The organism is Cellulophaga baltica 18, from assembly GCF_000468615.2.
GTDB classification, from domain to species: Bacteria; Bacteroidota; Bacteroidia; order Flavobacteriales; family Flavobacteriaceae; genus Cellulophaga; species Cellulophaga baltica.
Genome location: NZ_CP009976.1, coordinates 4,188,225 through 4,210,954, shown reverse-complemented (window position 1 = coordinate 4,210,954; position 22,730 = coordinate 4,188,225). Strand labels below are relative to the sequence as shown.

At 34.1% G+C, this 22,730-nt stretch carries 22 protein-coding genes; 10 read left to right on the top strand and 12 right to left on the bottom strand.

The genetic code is table 11. From position 1 onward, the window contains the following. Positions 1 to 19: 19 nt before the first annotated feature. The 3 genes from M666_RS18210 to M666_RS18200 all read right to left on the bottom strand — a co-directional run bounded on the left by M666_RS18210 (position 20) and on the right by M666_RS18200 (position 1,678). Positions 20 to 541 (bottom strand): DUF4199 domain-containing protein, encoded by a 522-nt coding sequence (locus M666_RS18210; RefSeq protein ID WP_029445729.1) that lies wholly within the window; start codon positions 539 to 541, stop codon positions 20 to 22. 92 nt (positions 542 to 633) lie between these two features. Next, positions 634 to 1,140 (bottom strand): DUF4199 domain-containing protein, encoded by a 507-nt coding sequence (locus M666_RS18205; RefSeq protein ID WP_029445730.1) that lies wholly within the window; start codon positions 1,138 to 1,140, stop codon positions 634 to 636. Between the two features lie 31 nt (positions 1,141 to 1,171). Next, a complete protein-coding gene (locus M666_RS18200; RefSeq protein ID WP_158400258.1) occupies positions 1,172 to 1,678 on the bottom strand; it encodes a DUF4199 family protein in 507 nt (168 codons plus the stop codon). A gap of 166 nt (positions 1,679 to 1,844) precedes the next feature. Here M666_RS18200 and M666_RS18195 point away from each other — a divergent pair, with 166 nt between their 5' ends. The 3 genes from M666_RS18195 (at position 1,845) to mtaB (ending at position 4,692) form a co-directional block, all read left to right on the top strand. Next, entirely contained in the window at positions 1,845 to 2,096 is a 252-nt protein-coding gene (locus M666_RS18195; RefSeq protein ID WP_024479823.1) for a type B 50S ribosomal protein L31, read from the top strand. Between the two features lie 88 nt (positions 2,097 to 2,184). Then, the gene (locus M666_RS18190) at positions 2,185 to 3,360 is read left to right on the top strand and encodes a GlmU family protein (protein WP_029445732.1); all 1,176 of its coding nucleotides are present in this window, start codon (positions 2,185 to 2,187) and stop codon (positions 3,358 to 3,360) included. Between the two features lie 3 nt (positions 3,361 to 3,363). After that, positions 3,364 to 4,692, top strand: coding sequence for a tRNA (N(6)-L-threonylcarbamoyladenosine(37)-C(2))-methylthiotransferase MtaB (gene mtaB, locus M666_RS18185; protein WP_024479825.1), 1,329 nt, complete (start codon positions 3,364 to 3,366; stop codon positions 4,690 to 4,692). 33 nt (positions 4,693 to 4,725) lie between these two features. Here mtaB and M666_RS18180 read toward each other — a convergent pair whose 3' ends face one another. Continuing rightward, the gene (locus tag M666_RS18180; RefSeq protein ID WP_024479826.1) at positions 4,726 to 5,022 is read right to left on the bottom strand and encodes a GNAT family N-acetyltransferase; all 297 of its coding nucleotides are present in this window, start codon (positions 5,020 to 5,022) and stop codon (positions 4,726 to 4,728) included. 168 nt (positions 5,023 to 5,190) lie between these two features. On the opposite strand from M666_RS18180, the gene M666_RS18175 reads away from it, so the two are divergent. Further along, on the top strand, positions 5,191 to 5,868 hold the full coding sequence (locus tag M666_RS18175; RefSeq protein WP_029445733.1) for an alpha/beta hydrolase: 678 nt from the start codon (positions 5,191 to 5,193) through the stop codon (positions 5,866 to 5,868). Positions 5,869 to 5,897: 29 nt separating this feature from the next. After that, positions 5,898 to 6,845: a lytic transglycosylase domain-containing protein gene (locus tag M666_RS18170; protein ID WP_024479828.1), complete on the top strand. Its 948-nt coding sequence runs from the start codon at positions 5,898 to 5,900 to the stop codon at positions 6,843 to 6,845. Between the two features lie 77 nt (positions 6,846 to 6,922). Here M666_RS18170 and M666_RS18165 read toward each other — a convergent pair whose 3' ends face one another. Further along, complete coding sequence (locus M666_RS18165; protein WP_024479829.1) at positions 6,923 to 7,438, bottom strand: hypothetical protein; 516 nt, start codon at positions 7,436 to 7,438, stop codon at positions 6,923 to 6,925. 195 nt (positions 7,439 to 7,633) lie between these two features. Here M666_RS18165 and rpmH point away from each other — a divergent pair, with 195 nt between their 5' ends. Next, positions 7,634 to 7,801: a 50S ribosomal protein L34 gene (gene rpmH / locus M666_RS18160; RefSeq protein ID WP_013548937.1), complete on the top strand. Its 168-nt coding sequence runs from the start codon at positions 7,634 to 7,636 to the stop codon at positions 7,799 to 7,801. Between the two features lie 107 nt (positions 7,802 to 7,908). Next, the gene (carB, locus tag M666_RS18155) at positions 7,909 to 10,761 is read left to right on the top strand and encodes a carbamoyl-phosphate synthase large subunit (RefSeq protein ID WP_029445734.1); all 2,853 of its coding nucleotides are present in this window, start codon (positions 7,909 to 7,911) and stop codon (positions 10,759 to 10,761) included. Positions 10,762 to 10,853: 92 nt separating this feature from the next. On the opposite strand, the gene M666_RS18150 is transcribed toward carB, so the two are convergent. Then, positions 10,854 to 14,129, bottom strand: a complete 3,276-nt coding sequence (locus tag M666_RS18150; RefSeq protein ID WP_029445735.1) for a ligand-binding sensor domain-containing protein — start codon at positions 14,127 to 14,129, stop codon at positions 10,854 to 10,856. Positions 14,130 to 14,524: 395 nt separating this feature from the next. Here M666_RS18150 and M666_RS18145 point away from each other — a divergent pair, with 395 nt between their 5' ends. Further along, positions 14,525 to 16,096, top strand: coding sequence for a sulfatase (locus M666_RS18145; RefSeq protein WP_039326016.1), 1,572 nt, complete (start codon positions 14,525 to 14,527; stop codon positions 16,094 to 16,096). Positions 16,097 to 16,134: 38 nt separating this feature from the next. On the opposite strand, the gene M666_RS18140 is transcribed toward M666_RS18145, so the two are convergent. The 3 genes from M666_RS18140 to gndA form a co-directional block, all read right to left on the bottom strand. Further along, positions 16,135 to 16,536, bottom strand: a complete 402-nt coding sequence (locus tag M666_RS18140; protein WP_024479833.1) for a DUF4345 domain-containing protein — start codon at positions 16,534 to 16,536, stop codon at positions 16,135 to 16,137. Positions 16,537 to 16,613: 77 nt separating this feature from the next. Then, the gene (locus M666_RS18135; RefSeq protein WP_029445737.1) at positions 16,614 to 16,997 is read right to left on the bottom strand and encodes a DUF805 domain-containing protein; all 384 of its coding nucleotides are present in this window, start codon (positions 16,995 to 16,997) and stop codon (positions 16,614 to 16,616) included. A 134-nt stretch (positions 16,998 to 17,131) separates the two neighbouring features. Beyond that, positions 17,132 to 18,544, bottom strand: a complete 1,413-nt coding sequence (gene gndA / locus M666_RS18130; RefSeq protein ID WP_029445738.1) for an NADP-dependent phosphogluconate dehydrogenase — start codon at positions 18,542 to 18,544, stop codon at positions 17,132 to 17,134. Between the two features lie 216 nt (positions 18,545 to 18,760). On the opposite strand from gndA, the gene zwf reads away from it, so the two are divergent. Then, complete coding sequence (zwf, locus tag M666_RS18125; RefSeq protein ID WP_025614427.1) at positions 18,761 to 20,293, top strand: glucose-6-phosphate dehydrogenase; 1,533 nt, start codon at positions 18,761 to 18,763, stop codon at positions 20,291 to 20,293. A 13-nt stretch (positions 20,294 to 20,306) separates the two neighbouring features. Beyond that, positions 20,307 to 21,017: a 6-phosphogluconolactonase gene (gene pgl / locus M666_RS18120; RefSeq protein WP_029445739.1), complete on the top strand. Its 711-nt coding sequence runs from the start codon at positions 20,307 to 20,309 to the stop codon at positions 21,015 to 21,017. 1 nt (position 21,018) lies between these two features. Here pgl and M666_RS18115 read toward each other — a convergent pair whose 3' ends face one another. The 3 genes from M666_RS18115 to M666_RS18105 all read right to left on the bottom strand — a co-directional run bounded on the left by M666_RS18115 (position 21,019) and on the right by M666_RS18105 (position 22,644). Beyond that, complete coding sequence (locus tag M666_RS18115; RefSeq protein ID WP_029445740.1) at positions 21,019 to 21,534, bottom strand: GNAT family N-acetyltransferase; 516 nt, start codon at positions 21,532 to 21,534, stop codon at positions 21,019 to 21,021. A gap of 196 nt (positions 21,535 to 21,730) precedes the next feature. Next, positions 21,731 to 22,276: an acyl-CoA thioesterase gene (locus tag M666_RS18110; RefSeq protein WP_029445741.1), complete on the bottom strand. Its 546-nt coding sequence runs from the start codon at positions 22,274 to 22,276 to the stop codon at positions 21,731 to 21,733. Positions 22,277 to 22,278: 2 nt separating this feature from the next. Further along, entirely contained in the window at positions 22,279 to 22,644 is a 366-nt protein-coding gene (locus M666_RS18105) for a hypothetical protein (RefSeq protein WP_024479840.1), read from the bottom strand. Positions 22,645 to 22,730 lie beyond the last annotated feature (86 nt).

The following is a 22,730-nucleotide window of genomic DNA, read 5'->3' as shown; positions in this document are numbered from 1 at the left end:
ATCTTTTCAAAAGTACGGATTAATATAAATTTTCAGTCTTTTTTAATATCAGACCTGTAATTAATGCTGTAAAAAATCCTACGACAAGATTCATAACTAACATAGCAGGATAGATAATCCAATTAAATTTACTTTGCATTTCTAGCATGTTTTCAAGATCTTTAGGAGATAATGAAGGGTTGTTTTCAATCATAATAGCTCTGGTTACTTCTGCGTTTTGCGCCCAAAAGTCAGGAACTATAAAGGTGGTTAGGCAATACATGAAAATAAGACCGATGATAGAAGCAACTATAGCTACTATAGCGCCTATAGCTAAAGATTGTCCTAGAGATAAGTAGTTGTCATTATTTTTTTTGAAATTATAAATTGCTAGGATAACAATGACGATAAATATGATGGCTTGCACAATAGATTTTACGGGCGATGGATCAAAAAGCAAATCGCTAGCCATGAGCATGAATGTGAATACAATACCGATTATAGCTGCTGCTGTTCCGTAAATTAATCCAAATTTTCCTGTTGTTGGTTTCTTAGCTTCCATGTCATCTTACTTAAAGTGGTTCTACTACTTAGTATCAGTTTAATGTAAAATGTTACAAGAATTAACGGATAAATAAAGAATTTAACGAAGTATTATTTAGTTTTTAGTGCAATTCCGGTGAGCAGTGATACTACAAAACCAATGCATAAATTGAATAATAAGATGAAAGGATAGGTGATCCAAGACATTTTTTGCTTTAATGCAATGTTCTCTTGTAGCTGCTCAGGAGTAATTGCTGGGTATTGTTCTTTGAGTTGTATTCTGTTAATGGCAGCAGAGTTATCCCAGAAATCTGTTAAGATAAAATTGGTTAATAGGTAGGTAAAGAGAATGGTAACTATTGCCGCAACCAAAGCGGTAATAACGCCAACACCTATGGCTTGTTCTACGGCTAAACTGTTGTTTTTCTTTTTAAATATATAGATAGCTGTGATTATGGGAACAATTAAAACGACGAAACCACTAAGGGTCTTTTCTATAGATTGATTATAAAGCACGTTTAAAGCAATCAATACCACTGTAAAAATAATGCCAATAACTCCAGTTATGATGCCGTATTTTGTTCCAAATTTTAAAACTTCAATTTGATGTGGTTTCATATGTTGCTATATATAAATGGATGTCCTTGTTTTAACGGTTTCTTACTATAGTTCCTACGATAAAAGAAACTAGAATGCCAAGTAAAGAGAATTTAAGAATGCTACTGATAATGCTAAAAATAGAACTCGTCTCTTGAATACGGTCTCCTTCATTCATCATTTTTTCTACATCCCCACTTTTTCCATAGAGGTTAGCCCATTCCAAAGCGGTCTCTCTTTGAAACTCTGGATCTATATATACATCATATAAATACGATTGAATGGCGTATAAACCACCCACTATTACCATAAACATAACACCAACAATTAAGGCTTCTTTTAGATTTATGCTGTTATTTTGACTTTTCTTGTACTTTTTTATGATATAAATGATGGCTAGTACCTCAAAAACAAAAGCAACTAAAAAAGTAGCGTAGTAAACTTTACTATTGGCGCCTGCTATTTTGGGAATTAAATCGAAGATAATTCTTCCAGCCCCGAATATAAGGGCTATTGGTAAAACTATTTTTTTAATTGCACTAGAGTTATCTGATTCCAAAATTTGCTTATTTTTGACTTTAATAGCACAAAAATAGGCTTTAATTCTTGGGAAAGAATCACTCAGAATATTTTTTATTGAATTTTTAGTGATTAATAATTGTAGGTTTAAGAAAAAAACATAAATTTGCATTCTCTAAAAATAGAAGTTATTAAGTTTTTTAAAAATGAAAAAAGATATACACCCACAGAATTATAGATTAGTTGCTTTCAAAGACATGTCTAATGAGGATGTTTTTATTACGAAATCTACTGCAGATACGAAAGAGACGTTAGAAGTTGAAGGTGTAGAGTATCCTTTAATTAAATTAGAAATTTCAAGAACATCACACCCTTTTTATACTGGTAAAGCTAAATTAGTGGATACTGCAGGGCGTATTGATAAGTTCAAGAACAAATACAAGAAGTTCGAAAAATAATATTTTTTGCTACTTTTAGCAATTAAGTCACGTTCCGTTAAACAACGGAACGTGACTTTTTTTATTTTTACCAAAAAATTACTGACTGATGAATTACATTCTTTTTGATGGTACCGTACGGACAGCGCTTTTGCCTTTTACTTTTACAAAGCCTGTGGCCGATATCCGTGTTGGGATTTTTACGATTCGTGAAAAGTGGGAAAATTATTTAAAAAGTACGACCACGTCCATTACTGAGGAATATTTATCGGAAAAATACCCAATGGTAGAGTTGGAAGAGAATGTGTTGATTAATGCGTCTTTTTTGCCGAATGAAACCTTGGTGACTATGGTTACTGAGTTGTCAGAGAACCAAGCTATTTTTTTTGGAGAAGAAGTTATTGCATTTTATACTAAAGAGTCGCAAGAGGAGGTAGATTTAGCTACCTATGAGGCTATTGAATTTGATGGTGACGTACTACGTATCGAAAATTCATGGGATATTTTTTCTAAGAATGCAGCGGCGATACAAGAAGATTTTGATTTTATTACAGAAGACCGTAAGAGTCAGCCTATTTCTAAAACAAATACAGTAATTAATCCTGAGAACATATTTTTAGAAGAAGGTGCTGTGGTTGAGTGTAGTATCTTAAATGCATCTTCAGGACCAATTTATATTGGTGCTAATGCTGAAGTTATGGAAGGTGCTATGATACGTGGCGCTTTTGCATTATGTGAAGGAGCTATAGTGAAGATGGGGGCTAAAATATATGGAGCAACTACAGTAGGACCACATTCTCGTATAGGAGGAGAAGTTAATAATTCTGTTTTGTTGGGATATGCTAATAAAGGTCATGATGGTTATTTAGGGAACTCGGTAATTGGGGAGTGGTGTAATTTAGGAGCAGATACCAATAATTCTAATCTAAAAAATAATTACGATCATGTCCGATTATGGAATTATGAAACCGAGGATTTTTCGAAAACGGGGCTTCAGTTTTGTGGTTTAATGATGGGTGATCATAGTAAATGTGGCATAAATACCATGTTTAATACAGGAACTGTAGTTGGGGTAAGTACAAATATTTATGGAGCAGGTTTTCCTAGAAATTTTGTGCCGAGTTATAGTTGGGGCGGTGCTTCTGGCTTTACAGAATATTTGCCTAATAAAGCATTTGAAACTGCAAGATTAGTGATGTCTCGCAGGGGAATAGAATTTGATGAAAAAGAAGAGGCAATTTTAACCCATGTTTTTGAGGAAACTAAAAAGTGGAGAAATTACTAAGCGATGAAAAAGAAAGTTGCATTTTATACCTTAGGATGTAAATTGAATTTTTCAGAAACATCTACAATTGCGAGAGATTTTCAAGAAGAAGGTTTTGATCGTGTAGATTTTTCTGAACATGCAGATATGTACGTTATAAATACATGTTCTGTTACAGAAAATGCAGATAAACGTTTTAAAAGTATTGTAAAACAAGCGCAAAAAGTAAATCCAGATGCTTTCGTTGCGGCTATTGGTTGTTACGCGCAATTAAAACCAGAAGAATTAGCGTCTGTGCACGGTGTAGATTTGGTTTTAGGAGCTACCGAAAAATTTAAAATTACAGATTATATAAACGATTTGTCTAAAAATGATTTTGGAGAAGTGCATTCTTGTGAAATTGTTGAGGCAGATTTTTATGTAGGGAGCTATGCTATTGGCGATAGAACCCGCGCTTTTTTAAAAGTGCAAGATGGTTGTGATTACAAGTGCACCTATTGCACTATTCCTTTAGCTCGTGGAATTTCGCGTAGTGATACTTTGCAGAATGTGCTTAAAAATGCAAAAGAAATTGCAGCGCAAGACATTAAAGAAATTGTACTTACCGGTGTAAATATTGGTGATTATGGTAAAGGGGAGTTCGGGAATAAGAAACACGAACATACTTTTTATGATTTGGTAGAAGCTTTAGATGCTATTGAGGGAATCCATAGGCTTAGGATTTCTAGTATAGAACCTAATTTATTGAAAAATAAAACGATAGATTTTGTGGCTAAGAGTAATTCTTTTGTGCCGCACTTTCATATTCCACTTCAAAGTGGGAGTGATGAAATCTTGAAATTAATGCGTCGTAGGTATTTGAGTGGTTTATATGTAGACCGTGTTACGCGTATTAAAGAGGTTATGCCGCACGCTTGTGTTGGTGTGGATGTTATAGTTGGTTTTCCAGGAGAAACCGATGAGCTGTTCTTAGAAACCTACCATTTCTTAAATACGTTGGACATCTCTTACTTGCATGTATTTACCTATTCAGAACGTGATAATACCGTTGCTGCAGAAATGAATGGAGTGGTCTCTAAAAATGTGCGTAGTAAACGTAGTAAGATGTTACGGGGCTTATCTGCTAAAAAAAGAAGGGCTTTTTATGAAAGTCAGCTCGGAACAACCCGTACCGTTCTCTTTGAAGGAGAAAATAAGGAAGGGTATATCCATGGTTTTACAGAGAATTATGTTAAGGTAAAATCACCGTGGAATCCAGAATTGGTCAATCAGTTAAAGCAAGTTACGCTTACCACTATTGATGAAGATGGTTTGGTTCGGTTTGATTTTGTGTCAGAAAAAATAGAAGCATAAAAAAACCGCTCTTTTGGAGCGGTTTTTTTAGGATTAGATGCGAATACCAACGGGCAGCATATCTTTATATTTCCTGCTATTTTTTCTTAGAAATCCAGCAATTTGCGGACTTGTAGGTACTACTCGTAAATTTCTTTCTTGAATTACGTTTAATACAGCTTCGATGAATTGTTCTTTAAAGCCTTCTTGAGTAACAGTTTCAGGGATTATCAATTTAGTTAAGAAAATCTTTCTTTCCTGAGCAGAATATTCAATCTTTGCTAAGTGCCCATTAACCGTTGTTTCAAATTGACGTAAGAAACTATTGTCTGTAATGTTTACTTCATTCATATAGTTTTGATTTTAGTTCATTAAAATTAACCCATACAAGGTTCTCAAAGTTGTAAAGGTTGATTGGTGATAAGATGTAAAAATAAATGTTTAATATAAAAATTAGCAAGAGCATAAAAGTACTTATTTTTTTGCTAATTTCCTAGTTTTCTGATAGTTTACTTTCCTATGACACAAATTAAAATCCCCGTTTATTTTATGCCAGGTATGGCTGCTTCTTCTTTAATTTTTGAGCATATCAAATTGCCTGAAGAGTTATTTATCGTTCATAGGTTAGAATGGTTTGCTCCAGAAAAAGGAATTTCTCTAGTCGCCTATGCAAAACTAATGAGTGAACAAATAACCGAACCTAATCCGGTGCTCATTGGCGTTTCTTTTGGGGGTATCCTCGTTCAGGAAATAGCACGAATTATTCCTGTGAGAAAGCTTATTATAATTTCAAGCGTAAAAGCGCAGTCAGAGCTTCCAAAAAGAATGCAGTTTGCTAAATATACCAAGATTCATAAATTGCTTCCTACAGGGCTTGTGAACAATGTAGAGTTGCTGGCAAAATATGCTTTTGGCGAAACAGTGGTAAAACGATTGGAGTTGTATGAGCGGTACCTGTCTGTACGGGATAAATATTATTTGGATTGGTGTATAGATCATATCATAAATTGGAAAGAAGGGGAAGAGCTTAAAAATTTGATTCATATTCAAGGGGAGAAAGACCCTGTTTTTCCTGTAGAAAACATTAAAAATTGCATAAAAGTTAAAAATGGGACTCATACCATGATAATTCATAGATATAAATGGTTTAATGAGCATCTTCCTACAATTATTTTGCAAAACGAAAGTTCTATTTAATATCTTTGATGTATAAAACTATGGTAGCTATGAAATTTTTAAAAAATACGTTAATGCTTTTGGGAGTGCTATGTGTCGTGAGTACACTTATTTTTGCAGTCCAAAATTCTACAGATGAAAACCAGATTGCAAAAGATGCAACAATGGTGTCAGAAAAAGCAACAGGATACAAAATATCTGCTATTGATATTCCAGATGACCTAAATTTTGCGGGGGAGGCTGTTCCTTTTGAAGATCCTGAAATTATGGAGCGTGTAGATCGTGAATTTTTAGTTAATACTTACTGGCAATCTAACGCGCTTTTATTAATGAAACGCGCTAATAAATACTTTCCAATTATAGAACCTATTTTGGCTAAAAATGGAATTCCAGATGATTTTAAATACTTGGCTGTAGCAGAAAGCGGTTTAGAGAATGTAAAGTCTCCTGCAGGTGCTTCTGGTTTTTGGCAGATTATGAAAACTACAGGTAGAGAGTATGGTTTAGAAGTGAATGATAACGTAGATGAGCGTTACCATATAGAAAAAGCTACAGAGGTTGCTTGTGATTACTTGAAAAAGTCTAAAGAGAAATTTGGTACATGGACTTTGGCGGCAGCGTCTTACAACGCGGGATCTTACGGAATTCAGAAATATTTGAATGCGCAAGATGTAAATGCGTATTATGATTTACTTTTAGGTCAAGAAACTGGTCGTTATGTCTTCCGAATTTTAGCTATTAAAGAGATCTTATCGCACCCTAGTAAATATGGTTTTGATATTGCTAAAGAGGATATGTATACACAAGTGCCTACGTTCAATGTGGAAGTAGATGTTCCAGTGACAAACTTTGCAGATTTTGCTAAGCAATATGAGATTAACTATAAGATATTAAAACGTCATAATCCTTGGTTGCGTGAGCCGCATTTAAACAATAATTCTAGAAAGAAATATATTATCGAAATTCCGAATAAGGGCTATTACAAGGAATCAAAATAGACATTTAAGTACCATTTAGATATAAAAAAAGCTTTAGCGAACCGCTAAAGCTTTTTTATTGGATGTTGTTAAGAAGCTTATATTTTCTTCAATTGCTCTTTCATCATTTTTATTTGATCCGAAAGCATATTCTGTTTGTCTAATTTTTTAGCCTCATTAAGAAGCATTGTAGCTTCTCTTTTTCTTCTTTTCTGCATAGAGATACCCGCAAGGCTTAATTTAGCCATAGCGACGTCGTAATCCATTGTTAAGCCAAGTTTTAAAGCTTTCTTAAAGTATTTCTCAGCGGTAGTTAAGTTTGTTTGAGAAAAAATGATGCCATGTAAATAGTTATAATACCCTTGTTGCTTCAGTGTTAGCGCTGCTTCTGGATTTTTTATTTTAGAAAGCCATTTTTCAGTTCCAGCTAAATCTTGCTTTCGCATTCTTAAAAAGGCTAGAAGTATAATTTCATTTCTGAAATAAAGGAATATAAAAATTAATGAAAACAAGATTAAAAAGATACCATTACCAATGTTACCTTCAATAAATTGGTATATAGCATAGGCTATAATTAATCCGGCAATTATTAATTTAAAAATTTTATTAAACATGTTATTTGTAAATTTGAAAAGGAGTTAGTTTTTACTTCTATTTTTTAATTTGGCAAAAGTAATAAAAACAAACTAAAATATTTTTTAAATTAGATTTGTCAATGCGAAAAGTCTTTGTATATTTGCGCCCAGTTTTGGACGAGCCATCGACAAAACTAATAATTGAAAATTAAAGGATACTAAAGATATTATAAGATGCCCGGACAAAAAAGAACATATCAGCCATCAAAGCGTAAAAGAAGAAATAAACATGGTTTTAGAGAACGCATGGCGTCTGTAAATGGAAGAAAAGTTATTGCTAGAAGAAGAGCAAAAGGAAGAAAAAAATTAACTGTATCTTCAGAAACAAGACATAAAAAATAATGATTCATTTGTTATTTAAAATATTAGGTGTTACTTTTTTATAAGTAACACCTTTTTTTTTGCCTATTTTTAAAAATAATTAGCGAACACTATATAATACAAGTACAATGCCGAAGAAGAAAAGTATCAAATCTGTTTTATTAATTGGATCTGGACCAATTGTAATTGGACAAGCATGCGAGTTTGATTATGCTGGTTCTCAATCGCTTAGATCATTGCGCGAAGACGGGATAGAAACTATTTTAATCAATAGTAACCCTGCTACGATAATGACTGATCCGAGTATGGCAGATCATGTTTATCTAAAACCTTTAACGACCAAGTCTATTATTGAAATCCTGAAAAAGCATCCAAATATTGATGCGGTTTTACCAACAATGGGAGGTCAGACTGCTTTAAATTTATGTATTGAAGCCGATGAAAAAGGAATTTGGAAAGATTTTGGAGTAGAACTTATTGGGGTAGATATTGATGCTATCAACATCACAGAAGACCGTGAAAAGTTTAGAAATTTAATGTTGGAAATTGGTGTTGGCATGGCACCACAGGCAACAGCAACATCATTCTTAAAAGGAAAAGAGATTGCGCAAGAATTTGGTTTTCCTTTAGTAATTAGGGCATCTTACACTCTAGGAGGAGCAGGAGCATCTATCGTTTACAAACCAGAAGATTTTGATGAGTTACTAAGTCGCGGATTAGAAATATCTCCAATTCACGAGGTAATGATTGATAAAGCCTTAATGGGGTGGAAAGAATATGAACTAGAATTACTACGTGATAAAAATGATAACGTAGTTATTATTTGCGCTATAGAAAATATGGATCCAATGGGGATTCATACGGGAGATTCTATTACCGTAGCACCTGCAATGACATTATCTGATAAAACTTATCAGAAAATGAGAGATATGGCTATTCATATGATGCGTAGTATTGGAGATTTTGCAGGGGGATGTAATGTACAGTTTGCTGTAAGTCCTGATGAAAAAGAAGATATTATAGCTATAGAAATTAACCCAAGAGTATCGCGTTCATCTGCACTTGCATCAAAAGCAACAGGATATCCTATTGCAAAAGTAGCAACAAAGTTAGCTATAGGATACAATCTAGATGAATTAGACAATCAAATTACCAAATCTACATCAGCCTTATTTGAGCCAACCCTAGATTATGTCATTGTAAAAATACCACGATGGAACTTTGATAAGTTCGAAGGATCGGATAGAACTTTAGGCCTACAAATGAAATCGGTAGGAGAAGTAATGGGAATTGGGCGTTCTTTTCAGGAAGCCCTTCATAAAGCTACACAGTCTTTAGAAATTAAGAGAAACGGCTTAGGAGCAGATGGTAAAGGATTAAAAGATTACGATAAAATCATAAGTAAACTAACGATTCCTAGCTGGGATCGTGTTTTTATTATTTATGATGCCATACAATTAGGTATTCCGTTAAGTAGAATTCACGAGATTACAAAAATTGATATGTGGTTCTTAAAGCAGTATGAGGAATTACATATTTTAGAGAAAGAAATAGAAACCTATACAATTGAGACCTTACCAAAGGATATGTTACTAGAGGCTAAACAAAAAGGTTTTGCTGATAGACAAATAGCACATATGCTAGATTGTTATGAAAGTGAAGTTCATAGTAAAAGAACAAATCTTAATATCAATAGAGTTTTTAAATTGGTAGATACCTGTGCGGCAGAATTTAAGGCAATGACGCCTTACTATTATTCTACTTTTGAAGAAGAAATAGAAACAGCTGATGGAAAGCGCTACGTTGCTAACGATAGTGTGGTTAGCGATAAAAAGAAAATAGTTGTTTTAGGGTCAGGACCGAACAGAATAGGACAGGGTATAGAGTTTGATTATTGTTGTGTACATGGTGTACTCGCAGCTGCAGAATGCGGTTATGAAACTATTATGATTAACTGTAATCCAGAAACAGTATCTACAGATTTTGATACGGCAGATAAACTTTACTTTGAGCCTGTTTTTTGGGAGCATATTTATGACATTATTCTTCATGAAAAGCCAGAAGGTGTTATTGTACAACTTGGTGGACAGACAGCACTTAAACTTGCTGAGAAATTAGAGAAATACGGTATTAAAATTATAGGAACTAGTTTTGCAGCCTTAGATTTAGCGGAAGATAGAGGACATTTTTCTAAAATGTTATTAGAGAATAACATTCCTTTTCCACAATTTGGAATCGCAGAAACAGCAGATGAAGCCTTAGCACTTTCTGACGAGTTAGACTTTCCATTATTAATAAGACCATCCTATGTACTAGGAGGTCAGGGAATGAAAATTGTGATTAATAAGACCGAGTTGGAAGAGCATGTTATTGATCTTTTAAAGCAAATACCGGGTAATAAGTTGTTGCTTGATCATTATTTAGACGGAGCAATAGAAGCTGAAGCAGATGCAATTTGTGATGGTGAAGATGTGTATATCATAGGGATTATGGAGCACATTGAGCCTTGTGGTATTCATTCAGGGGATTCTAATGCAACATTGCCTCCTTTTAATTTAGGGGAATTTGTAATGCAACAAATAAAAGATCATACGAAGAAAATTGCTTTAGCATTAAACACTGTAGGCCTTATAAATATTCAGTTTGCAATTAAAGATGATACGGTTTATATCATTGAAGCAAACCCGAGAGCATCTCGTACCGTACCTTTTATTGCAAAAGCATACAAAGAGCCGTATGTAAATTATGCTACGAAGGTAATGTTAGGAGAGAAAAAAGTAAAGGACTTTAATTTTAACCCTCAATTGGAAGGTTATGCTATTAAACAACCTGTATTTTCTTTTGAGAAATTCCATAATGTAAATAAAAATTTGGGACCAGAAATGAAGAGTACTGGTGAAAGCATATTATTTATTGATAGCTTAAAAGATGATGAGTTTTACAACTTGTATGCGCGTCGTAAAATGTATTTGAGTAAGTAAGAAAGAACATATTTATTACAGGAAATAGCTTGAGCGTATTGCTCAAGCTATTTTTTTTGCCTCAATTTCTTGGTCGACTACTGATAGGATCTTCAAGATTCCAAGTCATTAGTCATCATGTTTTGGATTTCTTGATCTACGATGTTGGGGATTTCCACATAAAAAGTAGTTCCTTTTCCTGTACCCTCAGATTTAGCATAAATAGTACCGTTATGTGATTCTATAATCTGTTTAATCATATATAGACCTAAGCCGGTTCCTTTTACGTTAGCATGAAATCGCTCAAATGGTGAGAAAAGCTTTTTTAAAGATTTTTCATCCATTCCAGAACCATTATCAGAAATAGAGAATTGTATGTTGTCGGCATTTTCTTGTGCTTTAATATGAACTACGGGTTCTTTTTGTTCGCCCATATACTTTATAGCGTTATCTAGTAGATTGCCAAATACTTGTATAATTCTATTTCTGTCTCCATAAATACTAGGTAAGTTTTTTTCCACGATGAGTTTTACCTTGGCTACTTTTAATTTTCCTTTGACTAAGGTGGTTGATAATGCTACAATCTCATTGACGTCAAGTATTTCATTTTGGTTCTCTATTTTACCAATTTTTGCAATTTTAGTAATATCCCCAATAAGGTTATTCATCGTATCACATGAAATATTAATCATCTCTAGATATTGCTCTAATTCAGGATAGTCTTTCATTGCAAACTCCATAGGAATTAAGCTGGCAATACCTTTAATACCACTAAGCGGACTTTTAAGATCATGTGAAACGGCAAAAGTAAAACGCTGAATTTCTTGATTTTTTGTAGTTAACTCATCAGCTATTTTTTTAAGTTCTTTCTTTTGTTGTTGTAATTGTTGTGTTCGCTCGTCTATCTCTTTTTCTAGTGTTAGTTGGTATAATTTTATACTTTTAAGTCGTAGGTAAACCACCAAATAAATTCCTAATATTAAGGAAAGAACCAAAAGCAAGCGAAACCACCAAGTTTCCCAGAAAGGAGGTGTAATGGTAATGTTTAGAGTTGTCTCGTTGTTATTCCAAATCCCATCAGAATTGCTCGATTTTATTCGTAACGTATAATTTCCTGGCTCTAAGTTGGTGTATGTCGCATTCTTTTTGTGTCCCACATAGTTCCAGTCCGTTTCAAAACCATCTAAGAAGTAGGCATAGTTCACCTTATCCGGATGACGAAAAGTTAATGCGTTGTACTCAAAATTAAGTACATCATTATCGTAGGAGATTTTAATGGAGTCTACTTGAGAGATGTGCCGTTCTAAAATTTTAGAGGCATCACCTGCATAAATTGGTTTGTTGAATATTTTTAAACTGGTGATATTTACTTTTGGGGTATCTTCTCTTTTTTTAATATTTTTTGCCTCAAATAAATTGAAACCATTGCTACCCCCAAAAAGTAACTCGTTATTTCTAGTTTTATAAAAAGAATTTGAGTTGAATTCGTTGCCTTGTAAACCATCATTAATATCATAATTTATAGATACGTCGTTTTCAGGATTGTATTGAATAATTCCAAAACCGGTACTTAACCATAATAAATGGTTTTCGTCTTCTATAATTCCTTTCACGGCATCATTTTTCAATCCGGTTTTACGGGTGATCGCTTGAAAATAACCTGTACTAGCGTTGTATTTATTTAAGCCAGCTTGAGTACCTACCCATAAAGTGCCCTTACTATCTTCTACAATAGCATTAATAAAATCATTACTCATGAGGTGTTTAGGCTCTTGACTATTATAACTGGTGTATTGCCATTCCTCATTTATTTCAGTGAGTTTAAAGAGCCCAGATATTTGTGTGCCAACCCAAATATTTCCATTTTTATCTTCCGTTATGGTTGTAATGGTAGAAATATTAGTATTGTTAATGCTGTTTGTAAGCGGTATGTTTTGATGCGTTTTGGTGTCTGGATTATAGACTTGTAATCCGCCGTGAAAAGTTGCTATCCAAATGCGATCCTTGCTATCCATCATTAAATTAAAAACATTGTTTGATAGTAGAAAGGAGTTTTCTTTGGTTAATACTTCGTAGTGCTTATTCTTTAAATTTAATATAGTAATTCCCTTACCCCAAGATCCTAACCATACATTGTTTTTTTTGTCTTGCAGGATGCTTAATACTACATTGGTATTAAGGGTATTGTTGTCTAAACTGTATTTTTTAAATGAATTAGCACTTCTATCCCAATAATTTAATCCGCCTCCATCCGTTCCTATCCAGAGATGATCTGTGGGGTCATTTTTATCTTGAATAAAGCAGTTTATATTGTTGTTATTTAAAGAACGAGAATCAAAAGGTTGGTTTTTTATATGTTCAAATTTATGATATATGGGATCGTAGAAGCTTAGTCCCTTTTTATAAGGACCTAGCCACATAATTCCTTCACTACTGTATATAGACCAGATAGAGTTGCTGGAGATGGAATTTATATTGGTATTATCATATTTTAAATTTGATAATTGTTTGGTATTTTTTGAGTAAATAAAAAGACCATCATTTTCACTACCCATCCAATAATCGCCGTTTGGCGCAATGGCTAAAGATAAAATAGGATACCCATTACTTATTTTTTTTCGTTCAACCTTTAAGGCATGGCCTGGTTGTATTTTTAATTCAAGGAGCTCACCGTTATGCAGGCCAATTAAAAACTGGGTTGAGTTTTGTTGTATTACACTTCGTATTCTCTGATTTTCATGAAACTTTGATACTATTTGCAATTCCTTATCCAACAACCAGATGTCATTATCGATAAAAACTAGCGTGTTTTGATTATCTAGTCCTGCAATTTTAACAAAATAGTTGTTCTTTAGTATGTTGGGGGTCCCTTCCTGATAGACAAATTCTTTAAGGTCCCCTGTGGTTGTATGATATTTGAATAAGCTTGTTGTGGTTCCCAGCCAAAGAATATCTGAGGATTTAGTAATGGAATAAAAATGTTCTAAGGCTATTTTTTTACCTTCTCCAAAAAATGGATAGGGTTTTAGCACGTCCATCTCCCTTTGATATATATTTAAACCCTGTACAGTTCCTATATACAGTTGTCTATCGTCATCTTCGTAAATATCTTCGATATAGCCATTGGTGAGGCCAGTTGTACTATCTACAGCCTGCTCATATATTTCAAAACTTTTACCATCATATTTATTAAGTCCATTTCTGGTGCCTATCCATAAATATCCATAACTATCTTCAAATATCACATTAGCAGAGCTCTGTGATAAACCTCCTGGTAAGTGTTGAAAAGAGATATCAGTCTGGTTTTGTTGTGCAAGAACAGGTGTACAACATTGTAGTAGTAACGATAACCATAACATTAGTGTAGCTGCTTGCTTCAGTAATAACATATTAATCAACAGGGGTTTATATTAAAAAGTAGGTTAAGGATTACAATATTAGGAATATTAACCGTACGTATATATTTTTTGTTGCCTATGAACGCTATGTTGTGGTAAAAAACTGATTTATAGAAGAGTGCATGACTTATTCTCTGGTCATGATTTGAAATCATTGCTTTCCCTTTGTCAATAGGGGGAGCTCTATATGATATAGATTAGGGAGGGCATGCAATAAACAATAAGATTCATTTGTTGGATAATTAAGGTCGATAAATGTAATAATGAATATCCTATTTTAAGAATATCATTAAAAGAAACCTCCTGAGGTAACTATACTACTGGGAGTTTCTTTTTGTATGAAAATTGATTTATTTTTATTCGAGACAACTATCTAAAATTAGAGTATGACAAAGAAGATATATTTGCAATTATGGTTAATGCTGTTAGGAGTTGTATCGCTTGCAAATAGTCAACAGCAAGAATCTAAAAATGAAAAACCAAATATTCTTTTTATTTCAATAGATGATCTTAGACCAACCCTAGGTGCTTATGGGGATACAGCAGCTATAACACCCAATTTGGACGCCTTAGCTTCACAAGGAATGACTTTTATGGACACTTACGCTCAGGTTGCTGTTTGTGCGCCCTCCAGAGCGAGTCTAATGACAGGATTACGGCCCGATGCTACACGTGTGTGGCATTTAGGTGATAAGTTTAGAGATATAAATCCAGAAGCGGTTACTATGCCGCAATACTTTGCAAAGCATGGCTATCATACCGTGAATATGGGTAAAATCTATCATAATTACATGCCTGATTCTATATCATGGGATGAGCCAGATTTAAGACCTTCTAGGTATCTTAAAAAAGAATGGCTGAAAAGAGATGGTGAGACTTTTTACATTAGCGAAGCGGTGAATAAATCACAGGTAATTAAGAGAGACTCTTTATTAAAATTACGTCCAGAACGGTATGCAGATGGTTGGAATACAGGACCTGCTTGGGAAGCTGCCGATGTACATGACACTATGTATTATGATGGTGCGCAAACTAAATTGGCAAAACAAACGCTCACAAGGCTTTCTAAATCAAAAGCACCATTCTTTTTCGGATTAGGATATTTTAGACCGCATTTACCATTTACTGCACCTAAAAAATATTGGGATTTATATGACCGAGACAAAATTCCTACGGCAATAAATCCTGAAATACCTAAGGGAGCACCACTGCATACCATGAACTCTATGTATGAGTTGCGGCATTATGATGGTTTTGGTCACATTGGCCATCCTACGTCTCCTAATCGTATTTCTAAAGATACCATTCTAAGCTTAAAACATGGTTATTATGCCAGTGTTAGCTATGTAGATGCATTACTAGGAGACCTAATTGCTCATATGAAAACTATTGGCATCTATGAAAATACAATTATCATTGTATTTGGTGATCATGGTTGGAAATTGGGAGAGCATAATAGCTGGGGTAAAATGACCAATTACAATATTGATTTGAAAGTACCTATGATAATTAGATATCCTAATCAGCAGGTAAAAGGAATAAAGAGTTATGCTATCACAGAATTGATAGATATTTTTCCTTCCCTTTGTGAGCTTTCTGGTATTCCTGTTCCAGAGTATATGCAAGGTACAAGTTTTGTACCGCTACTGGATAAGCCAGATTTACCTTGGAAAAAAGCTGCTTTTAGTCAGTTTCATAGGCGACCAAAAGTGTCCGCAGATGGTAAGCGTTATATGGGCTATTCTATCAATACAGGGAAATACCATTATATTGAATGGTATGAATGGGATGATAAAAAAGGGAGTAGAGGAGAATATAAAACATCAGAACTATATGATTCAGAGAACGATGCTTATGAGACAATAAATCTTGCTAAGGAGGAGAAATTTACAACGGTAGTTAAAGAACTTTCGGTGCAATTGCTAGAAGGTTGGGAACAAGCAAAGCCAGCACGTTAATATTGTATATGAATTAGGAAGGGCTAGTGTCGTAAATTTTAGATAATTCTTCTATGTTGCCTTAGGTTGTAAATACCCCAGAGCATAAAAATAAATTCTAGAATAAATCCTACCATAAATTGAGGTGAAATACCATCCAGAATAGTACTTACAAGTCTTCCTAGCGCTAAGCCACCCATAAATAAAATATTAACGAGCGTAGCAGATTCCCAATAGTTTTTATTTCGGATTCCGTAAATCCAAAAACAACCAATAGCAAGATACAGTCCCATAATGGCTCTGAAGATATTTTTTAAATCAATATCTGTAACATCAAAACCAAACACATAAGGTAAAAAGACACTTGGGTTACCGCCATATACGAAGCTAACACTGATAACCACAATTGCCGATAAGGTTAACTGTAGGTTTTTGTATTTAGGGTTCTTAAAGAAAGCCATGCGCTAAAAGTAATAGGTACTTTAAAAGTATACAATAAACCATCCATTATCCTGTGATGGATGGTTTATTTTTGAGATTAATGACTTTGAATAAGTTCTCTAATTTCTTTAGGATCTTCGCCGTAATCATTAGGTCCATGTGTTCCTTCCGTTACTTCTAATACAAGCAACCATATTCCTCCAACAAATGGAATAAACCCCACAAGAAACATCCAACCGCTGTTATTGGTATCGTGTAAACGTCTTACCGTGATAGCTATACTTGGTAGTATTATTGCTAAAATGTATAATGGGGTAAAGATGAAAAGAGGAATATCTGCGAGCATAGCTATTAAAAAGTCTATTACTAGCGCTGTAAACATAAACAAGACAGAGAAAAGTCTAAACATCCAATATTCTTGCCTTCTTGAGCGTCCATCAAATTGTGCATATTTTTTTAATGCATCTAAATACCATTTCATAATTAAGTAGGTTAAATTTATATCGTATTAAACCTAAATTTTATCATATTATTGTGCTGAAATAGTCTCAAGCAGAAATAAAAAAAGCCCAATAGTTCACTATTGGGCTTTTTTATACATTATTATCTATAAGGTTATGCGCCCCATTCAGTGTGAAAAATGCCTTCCATATCATTACGTTCATAGGTGTGAGAACCAAAATGATCACGTTGTGCTTGTATTAAATTTAAGGGTAACTTACTTGATGTATAAGCATCAAAATACGTCAAAGAGTTAGATAATCCTGGCATTGGAATTCCGCTTTTAGCAGCAAAAGCAACTAATTCTCTCGAGGAAGAAACGGTTTCTTGCACTTTAGGAACAAAAGACGGTGCTAATAATAAATTGTTTAAATTTTTATCTTGTACATATGCATTAGAAATATCAGCAAGCAAACCTGCTCTAATAATACAACCGGCTCTCCAAATTTTTGCAATCACAGATAGGTCTAATTCATAATTGTACTCTTTAGAAGCATCTGCTAATTGATGTAAGCCTTGAGCGTATGTAGTTATAAAAGCAAAATATAAGGCTTCTTCTGCCATTGCAATTAAATCTTCTTTGGCAATTGAAGCAATCTCTGGTCTGTCATATAATGCATCTGCAGCCACACGTTCTTCTTTTAAAGCAGATATTTCACGCATACTCACAGCAATATCAATCGAGGGAACAGGAATACCTAAGTCCATCGCATTTTGTGAGGTCCATTTCCCAGTTCCTTTCTGTTTTGCTTTATCTAAAATTTTATCTACCAATCGGCCATCACCTTTGTCATCTTTTTGATTGAAGATTTCGGCTGTAATTTCAACTAAAAAAGACTGTAATCTTCCTTTATTCCAAGTATCAAAAACAGTATGTAATTCGTCATTAGATAAGCCACCTGCTTTTTTAAGGATATCATATATTTCAGAAGTCAGTTGCATTAAACCGTACTCAATACCATTATGTACCATTTTAACATAATTACCGGCAGATTTAGGACCTAAATAAGCAACGCAAGGTTCGCCATTGTATTTTGCAGAAACAGCTTCAAAAATTGGCTTCACATGTGTATAGGCTTCCTTGTTTCCGCCAGGCATAATACTTGGACCTTTACGAGCTCCTTTAGCTCCTCCAGAAACTCCAGAACCAAAAAAGTGAATTCCTTTTTCTTGTAAGTAAGCTTCTCTTCGGTCTGTATCCGTAAAGAAAGAGTTTCCACCATCAATAATAATATCATCTGTAGCTAAGAAAGGTAAAAGGTTTTCTATGACCGCATCTACAATTTTACCTGCAGGTACTAACAACATTATTTTTCGAGGGGTAGCTAATGCCTTTACAAAAGTTTCAATATCAGTAGCGGCATTTACTTTTTCTAAATTTCCACCTTCTGTTTTTAAGGCGTCTACTTTCTCCTGGTCTAAATCGTAACCAAAAGCTTTAAAGTTATTATCGGCTACATTTAAAATAAAATTACGCCCCATAACTCCAAGTCCTACCAATCCAAAATCATAATCTGTATGCTCCATGTATGTATATGTTTTAATCCCTAACATTAGGTGTCAATATTGTGTAAAGTATTCGACTAAACTATTAATTGATGTAAATAAGTCTTAATTTAGCCAAAGAATTACATCAAAATTAATTTAAAATATTCAATTAGGCGGGTTATACGCAAGAAACTAACCAATGTGTCTGTAAAAATTGAAAATACAACATAAAGAGTTTAAAAAAAGCAAAGATTTATGAACAAGACGGCAAATCAAATGCTTATTATTTTTGGAGCTTCAGGAGATTTAACGGCGAGGAAATTAATTCCTGCTATATATAACTTATATAAAGGAAAACACCTGCCAGAAAATTTTGTTGTTTTAGGAGCAAGTAGAAGTTCAATTACCGATAGTGAGTTTAGAAAAAAGGTAGTACACGAAAGTGAATACCTAAAATCTAGCATTAAGAAAGAAGATCATGATTTTATCGCTACGTTTTCTGATAAGTTATTTTACGAGGATTTAGGAGATGATTATGATACAGATTATGACCGATTAAGCAAACGAATTGGGGATCTAAACAATAAATACAATACCGAGAATAACTATATATTCTACCTTTCTACACCACCGAGTTTATACGAAGCCATTGCAAAAAACCTTTCGGATAAAGGACTTAATAATGAAGCGGACGGCTGGAAGCGTATTTTGGTTGAAAAGCCTTTTGGTTATAGTTTACAAACTGCACAAGATTTAAATAAGGGCTTACAGAAATATTTTAAGGAAAAACAAATTTATAGAATTGATCATTATTTAGGGAAAGAAACCGTTCAGAACCTATTGGTGACACGTTTTGCCAACTCCATTTTTGAGCCTTTATGGAATAGAAACTACATTCACCATATTGAAATTACCAATGCAGAGACGGTAGGGGTAGAAAAACGTGGTGGATATTATGATAAATCTGGTGCTTTGCGTGATATGTTTCAAAGTCATTTATTACAAATAGTTTCTTTAATAGTGATGGAGCCACCCATTAATTCTAATGCAGAAGAGATTAGAAATGAAAAAGTAAAAGCACTTAAGTCGCTTAGAATTATGACCGATGAGCAAACGCTTTTTGATCACACCATTAGAGGGCAGTATGTAGCTTCTGAAATAGATGGGCATCCTGTTAAAGGCTATAGAGAAGAAGAAGGTGTAGATCCTAATTCTAAAACAGAAACCTTTGCAGCAGTAAAATTCTTTGTAGATAACTGGAGATGGAGTGATGTTCCTTTTTATGTGCGTACCGCTAAACGTATGCCAACTAAGGTAACTGAGGTCGTGATTCATTTCAAAACACCACACCATCAGGTATTTAATGAACAAGATATTAATAATAAGCATAATAAATTAGTCATTAGAATACAACCAGATGAAGGTATTTTAATCAAATTTGGGGTTAAAGTTCCTGGACAAGGGTTTCAGGTAGAACGCGCCAATCTTGATTTCTATTATTCTAGTTTGGTAGACACAAATGTGATGCAAGCTTATGAACGTTTATTGTTAGATGCTATGCAAGGTGACGCTACATTATATGCTAGAGCAGATGAAGTAGAGGCTGCATGGGCATTTGTAGATCCTATATTAAACTACTGGGAACATAGTAAAGACGTAAAAACTTACGGGTATTCTGCAGGAGTTTGGGGACCAGAAAATTCTAATGATTTGATTGAAGGAAATTTTGTTTGGCGTAATCCAGGTCCACATCTAGTAGATGATTCTGGGTTCTGTGTAATTTGTTAAAAATAAGAATAATATGCAAGCAAGAATATATAGCACAAAGCAAGAGGTTGCAGAAAAGTTCTCTGCCTTTTTTAAAGATGAAGCAAAAAAGCAAGATGCTTTTCATGTAGCACTTTCTGGAGGGAGCACGCCTAAAATTGTTTTTGATTATTTAGCATCCCATTTTGGAACGGATATAGATTGGTCTAAGGTGTTCTTTTATTGGGGAGATGAACGCTGTGTGCAACCAACCGATGATGAGAGTAACTATAAAATGACTGTGCAACATTTGTTGTCTAAAATAGAGATTCCTGCAGGGAATATTTTTAGAATCCTTGGAGAGAATGATCCTAAAAAGGAAGCAATACGTTACAGCGATGTTTTAGAAAAAAACGTGCCTAATGAAAATGGAGTGCCAAAATTTGATTTGGTAATTTTGGGAATGGGTGATGACGGACATACCGCTTCTGTTTTTCCACATGAAATAACGCTTTGGGATGCAGATGAGAATTGTGTAGTAGCTATTCATCCAGAATCTGGACAAAGGCGTGTCTCTATTACCGGTAAGATTATCAATAATGCCGAAACAGTCGCTTTTCTAGTAACCGGAAGTAGCAAAGCAGAGAAAGTAGAAGAAATTATACGCCCAAAAGCAGATACCACCATATATCCTGCGACATTGGTAAAACCTAGTTCTAATAAACTAATTTGGTTTTTAGATGAGGATGCCGCAAAGGGACTTTAATTTATCGTCCTAGATCTATTTCAAATAAACAAGCAGGTTGGTCCTGATAATGATCAGAGAGCATATCTGTATTTTTCAAATCGAACATTCCTAAAAAGTCGAATCCGGCCTTTTGGTAATGTTCGATTAGTTTGGTATTATTCCCTAAAGTATCTAAACGTATAAACCGTTTTTCTATAGATTGTGCATAGGTTTTTGCCCATGTTACAATAGTGTTCATATAGTTATTACCTCTAAACTTAGGATTGGTAGCAATCCTGTGAATGTAGATAGATGTAGAATTATCTCGTTCCTCCCATATTTGTGCATCACTAAAGGTAATAGCCCAAAGACAAGCTACTTCATCATCAATTATCAATTTCCATTGTCTTTTTTCTGCTATTTCGGTATCGACCAAGGCTCTTTTAAAATCTGGCCACACAACCACTTTCTTTTTTTCTTTTTGATAGTCAGAGGCTATTTTATAGAGTCTAAAAATTTCGTCAATATCGTGAATAGCACTAGTAGTTATTTGCATAATTCCTATAGTTTATTTTCAAAAAGTCTGTCTCAATAAGCATTCATACCTTCTTTACTGTCTGTGTAGCCTGGATTTCTTTAGAACGTTTTAGGCAAGAATTTAGCACAATCTACAAATGAGTTCTTAATAGCTTTTTCTGGGAAAATGCTGAGCATCACTTAAAATTGCTTCAATGAGCAACGAAATACCGTTCTTACTTTAAATTTAATTTGACATTCTCACCGTCTAAATGTGCGATATAGTCTTCCACTTTAAAGTTAGAAGAGTCAAAACGACTTGTTCTAGAAGAGGCTTCAGATTTTCTTTGGATACTTCTTGCAAACCTACGAACATCTTCAATAGAATCTACCACCAAACCAGGAACAGGAATACTTTTGCCATCAAGGTCTTTGGCCACCATTGTAAAATAAGAAGAGTTACAGTGCTTCTTTTTTCCAGATCTAATGTTTTCAGACTCCACACGCACGCCCACCACCATAGAGGTTCTTCCGGTATAGTTTATAGAGGCTTTTAAAGTCACCAGTTCACCTACTTCAATAGGGTTAAGGAAATCTACTTTATTTACAGAAGCTGTCACACAATAGCTTCTAGAGTGTTTAGAGGCACATGCAAAAGCAATCTGATCCATTAAGTTTAATATATACCCTCCGTGAACTTTACCACCAAAATTAGAGTGCGCAGGCAGCATTAATTCTGTGATAGATATTCTAGATTCTTTAGATGACTTGTATTCTTTCATAATTAATTGCGGTAACCGGGTGATTTTTCCTTTTGTACTTTGGTGATGAAATATTTAGAATCTCCTAACCAAAAGAACGTTCTATAGCGCTCTACATAATCTAGTTTTACGTATTGGCCTTGATAATCTTTTAATTGCTGAATGACTTCTTTGTCTTTATCTAAAACAGAAAATTGAAAAATTTGAGCGCCAGAGATTCCTTGGCTTATTTCTCCTTCCCATGTTTTTATAGCAACTCCTTTATGGCTTATTTTAATAAGTTCTCCAGAGCGTATTCCTTCACTGTAGGGCACAAAATATACAAAAGCATAGTAGGCTCCAAATATTGCTATTATTGCAACAATTATTAATCCAATTATTTTTTTCATTCTTATTATTTGTTAGTTGCGTCCTAAAGCTTACCATTATTGGTATTAATTTTAGGCTAGTTCGTTGTTTTTTGCTCTTGTAAAGG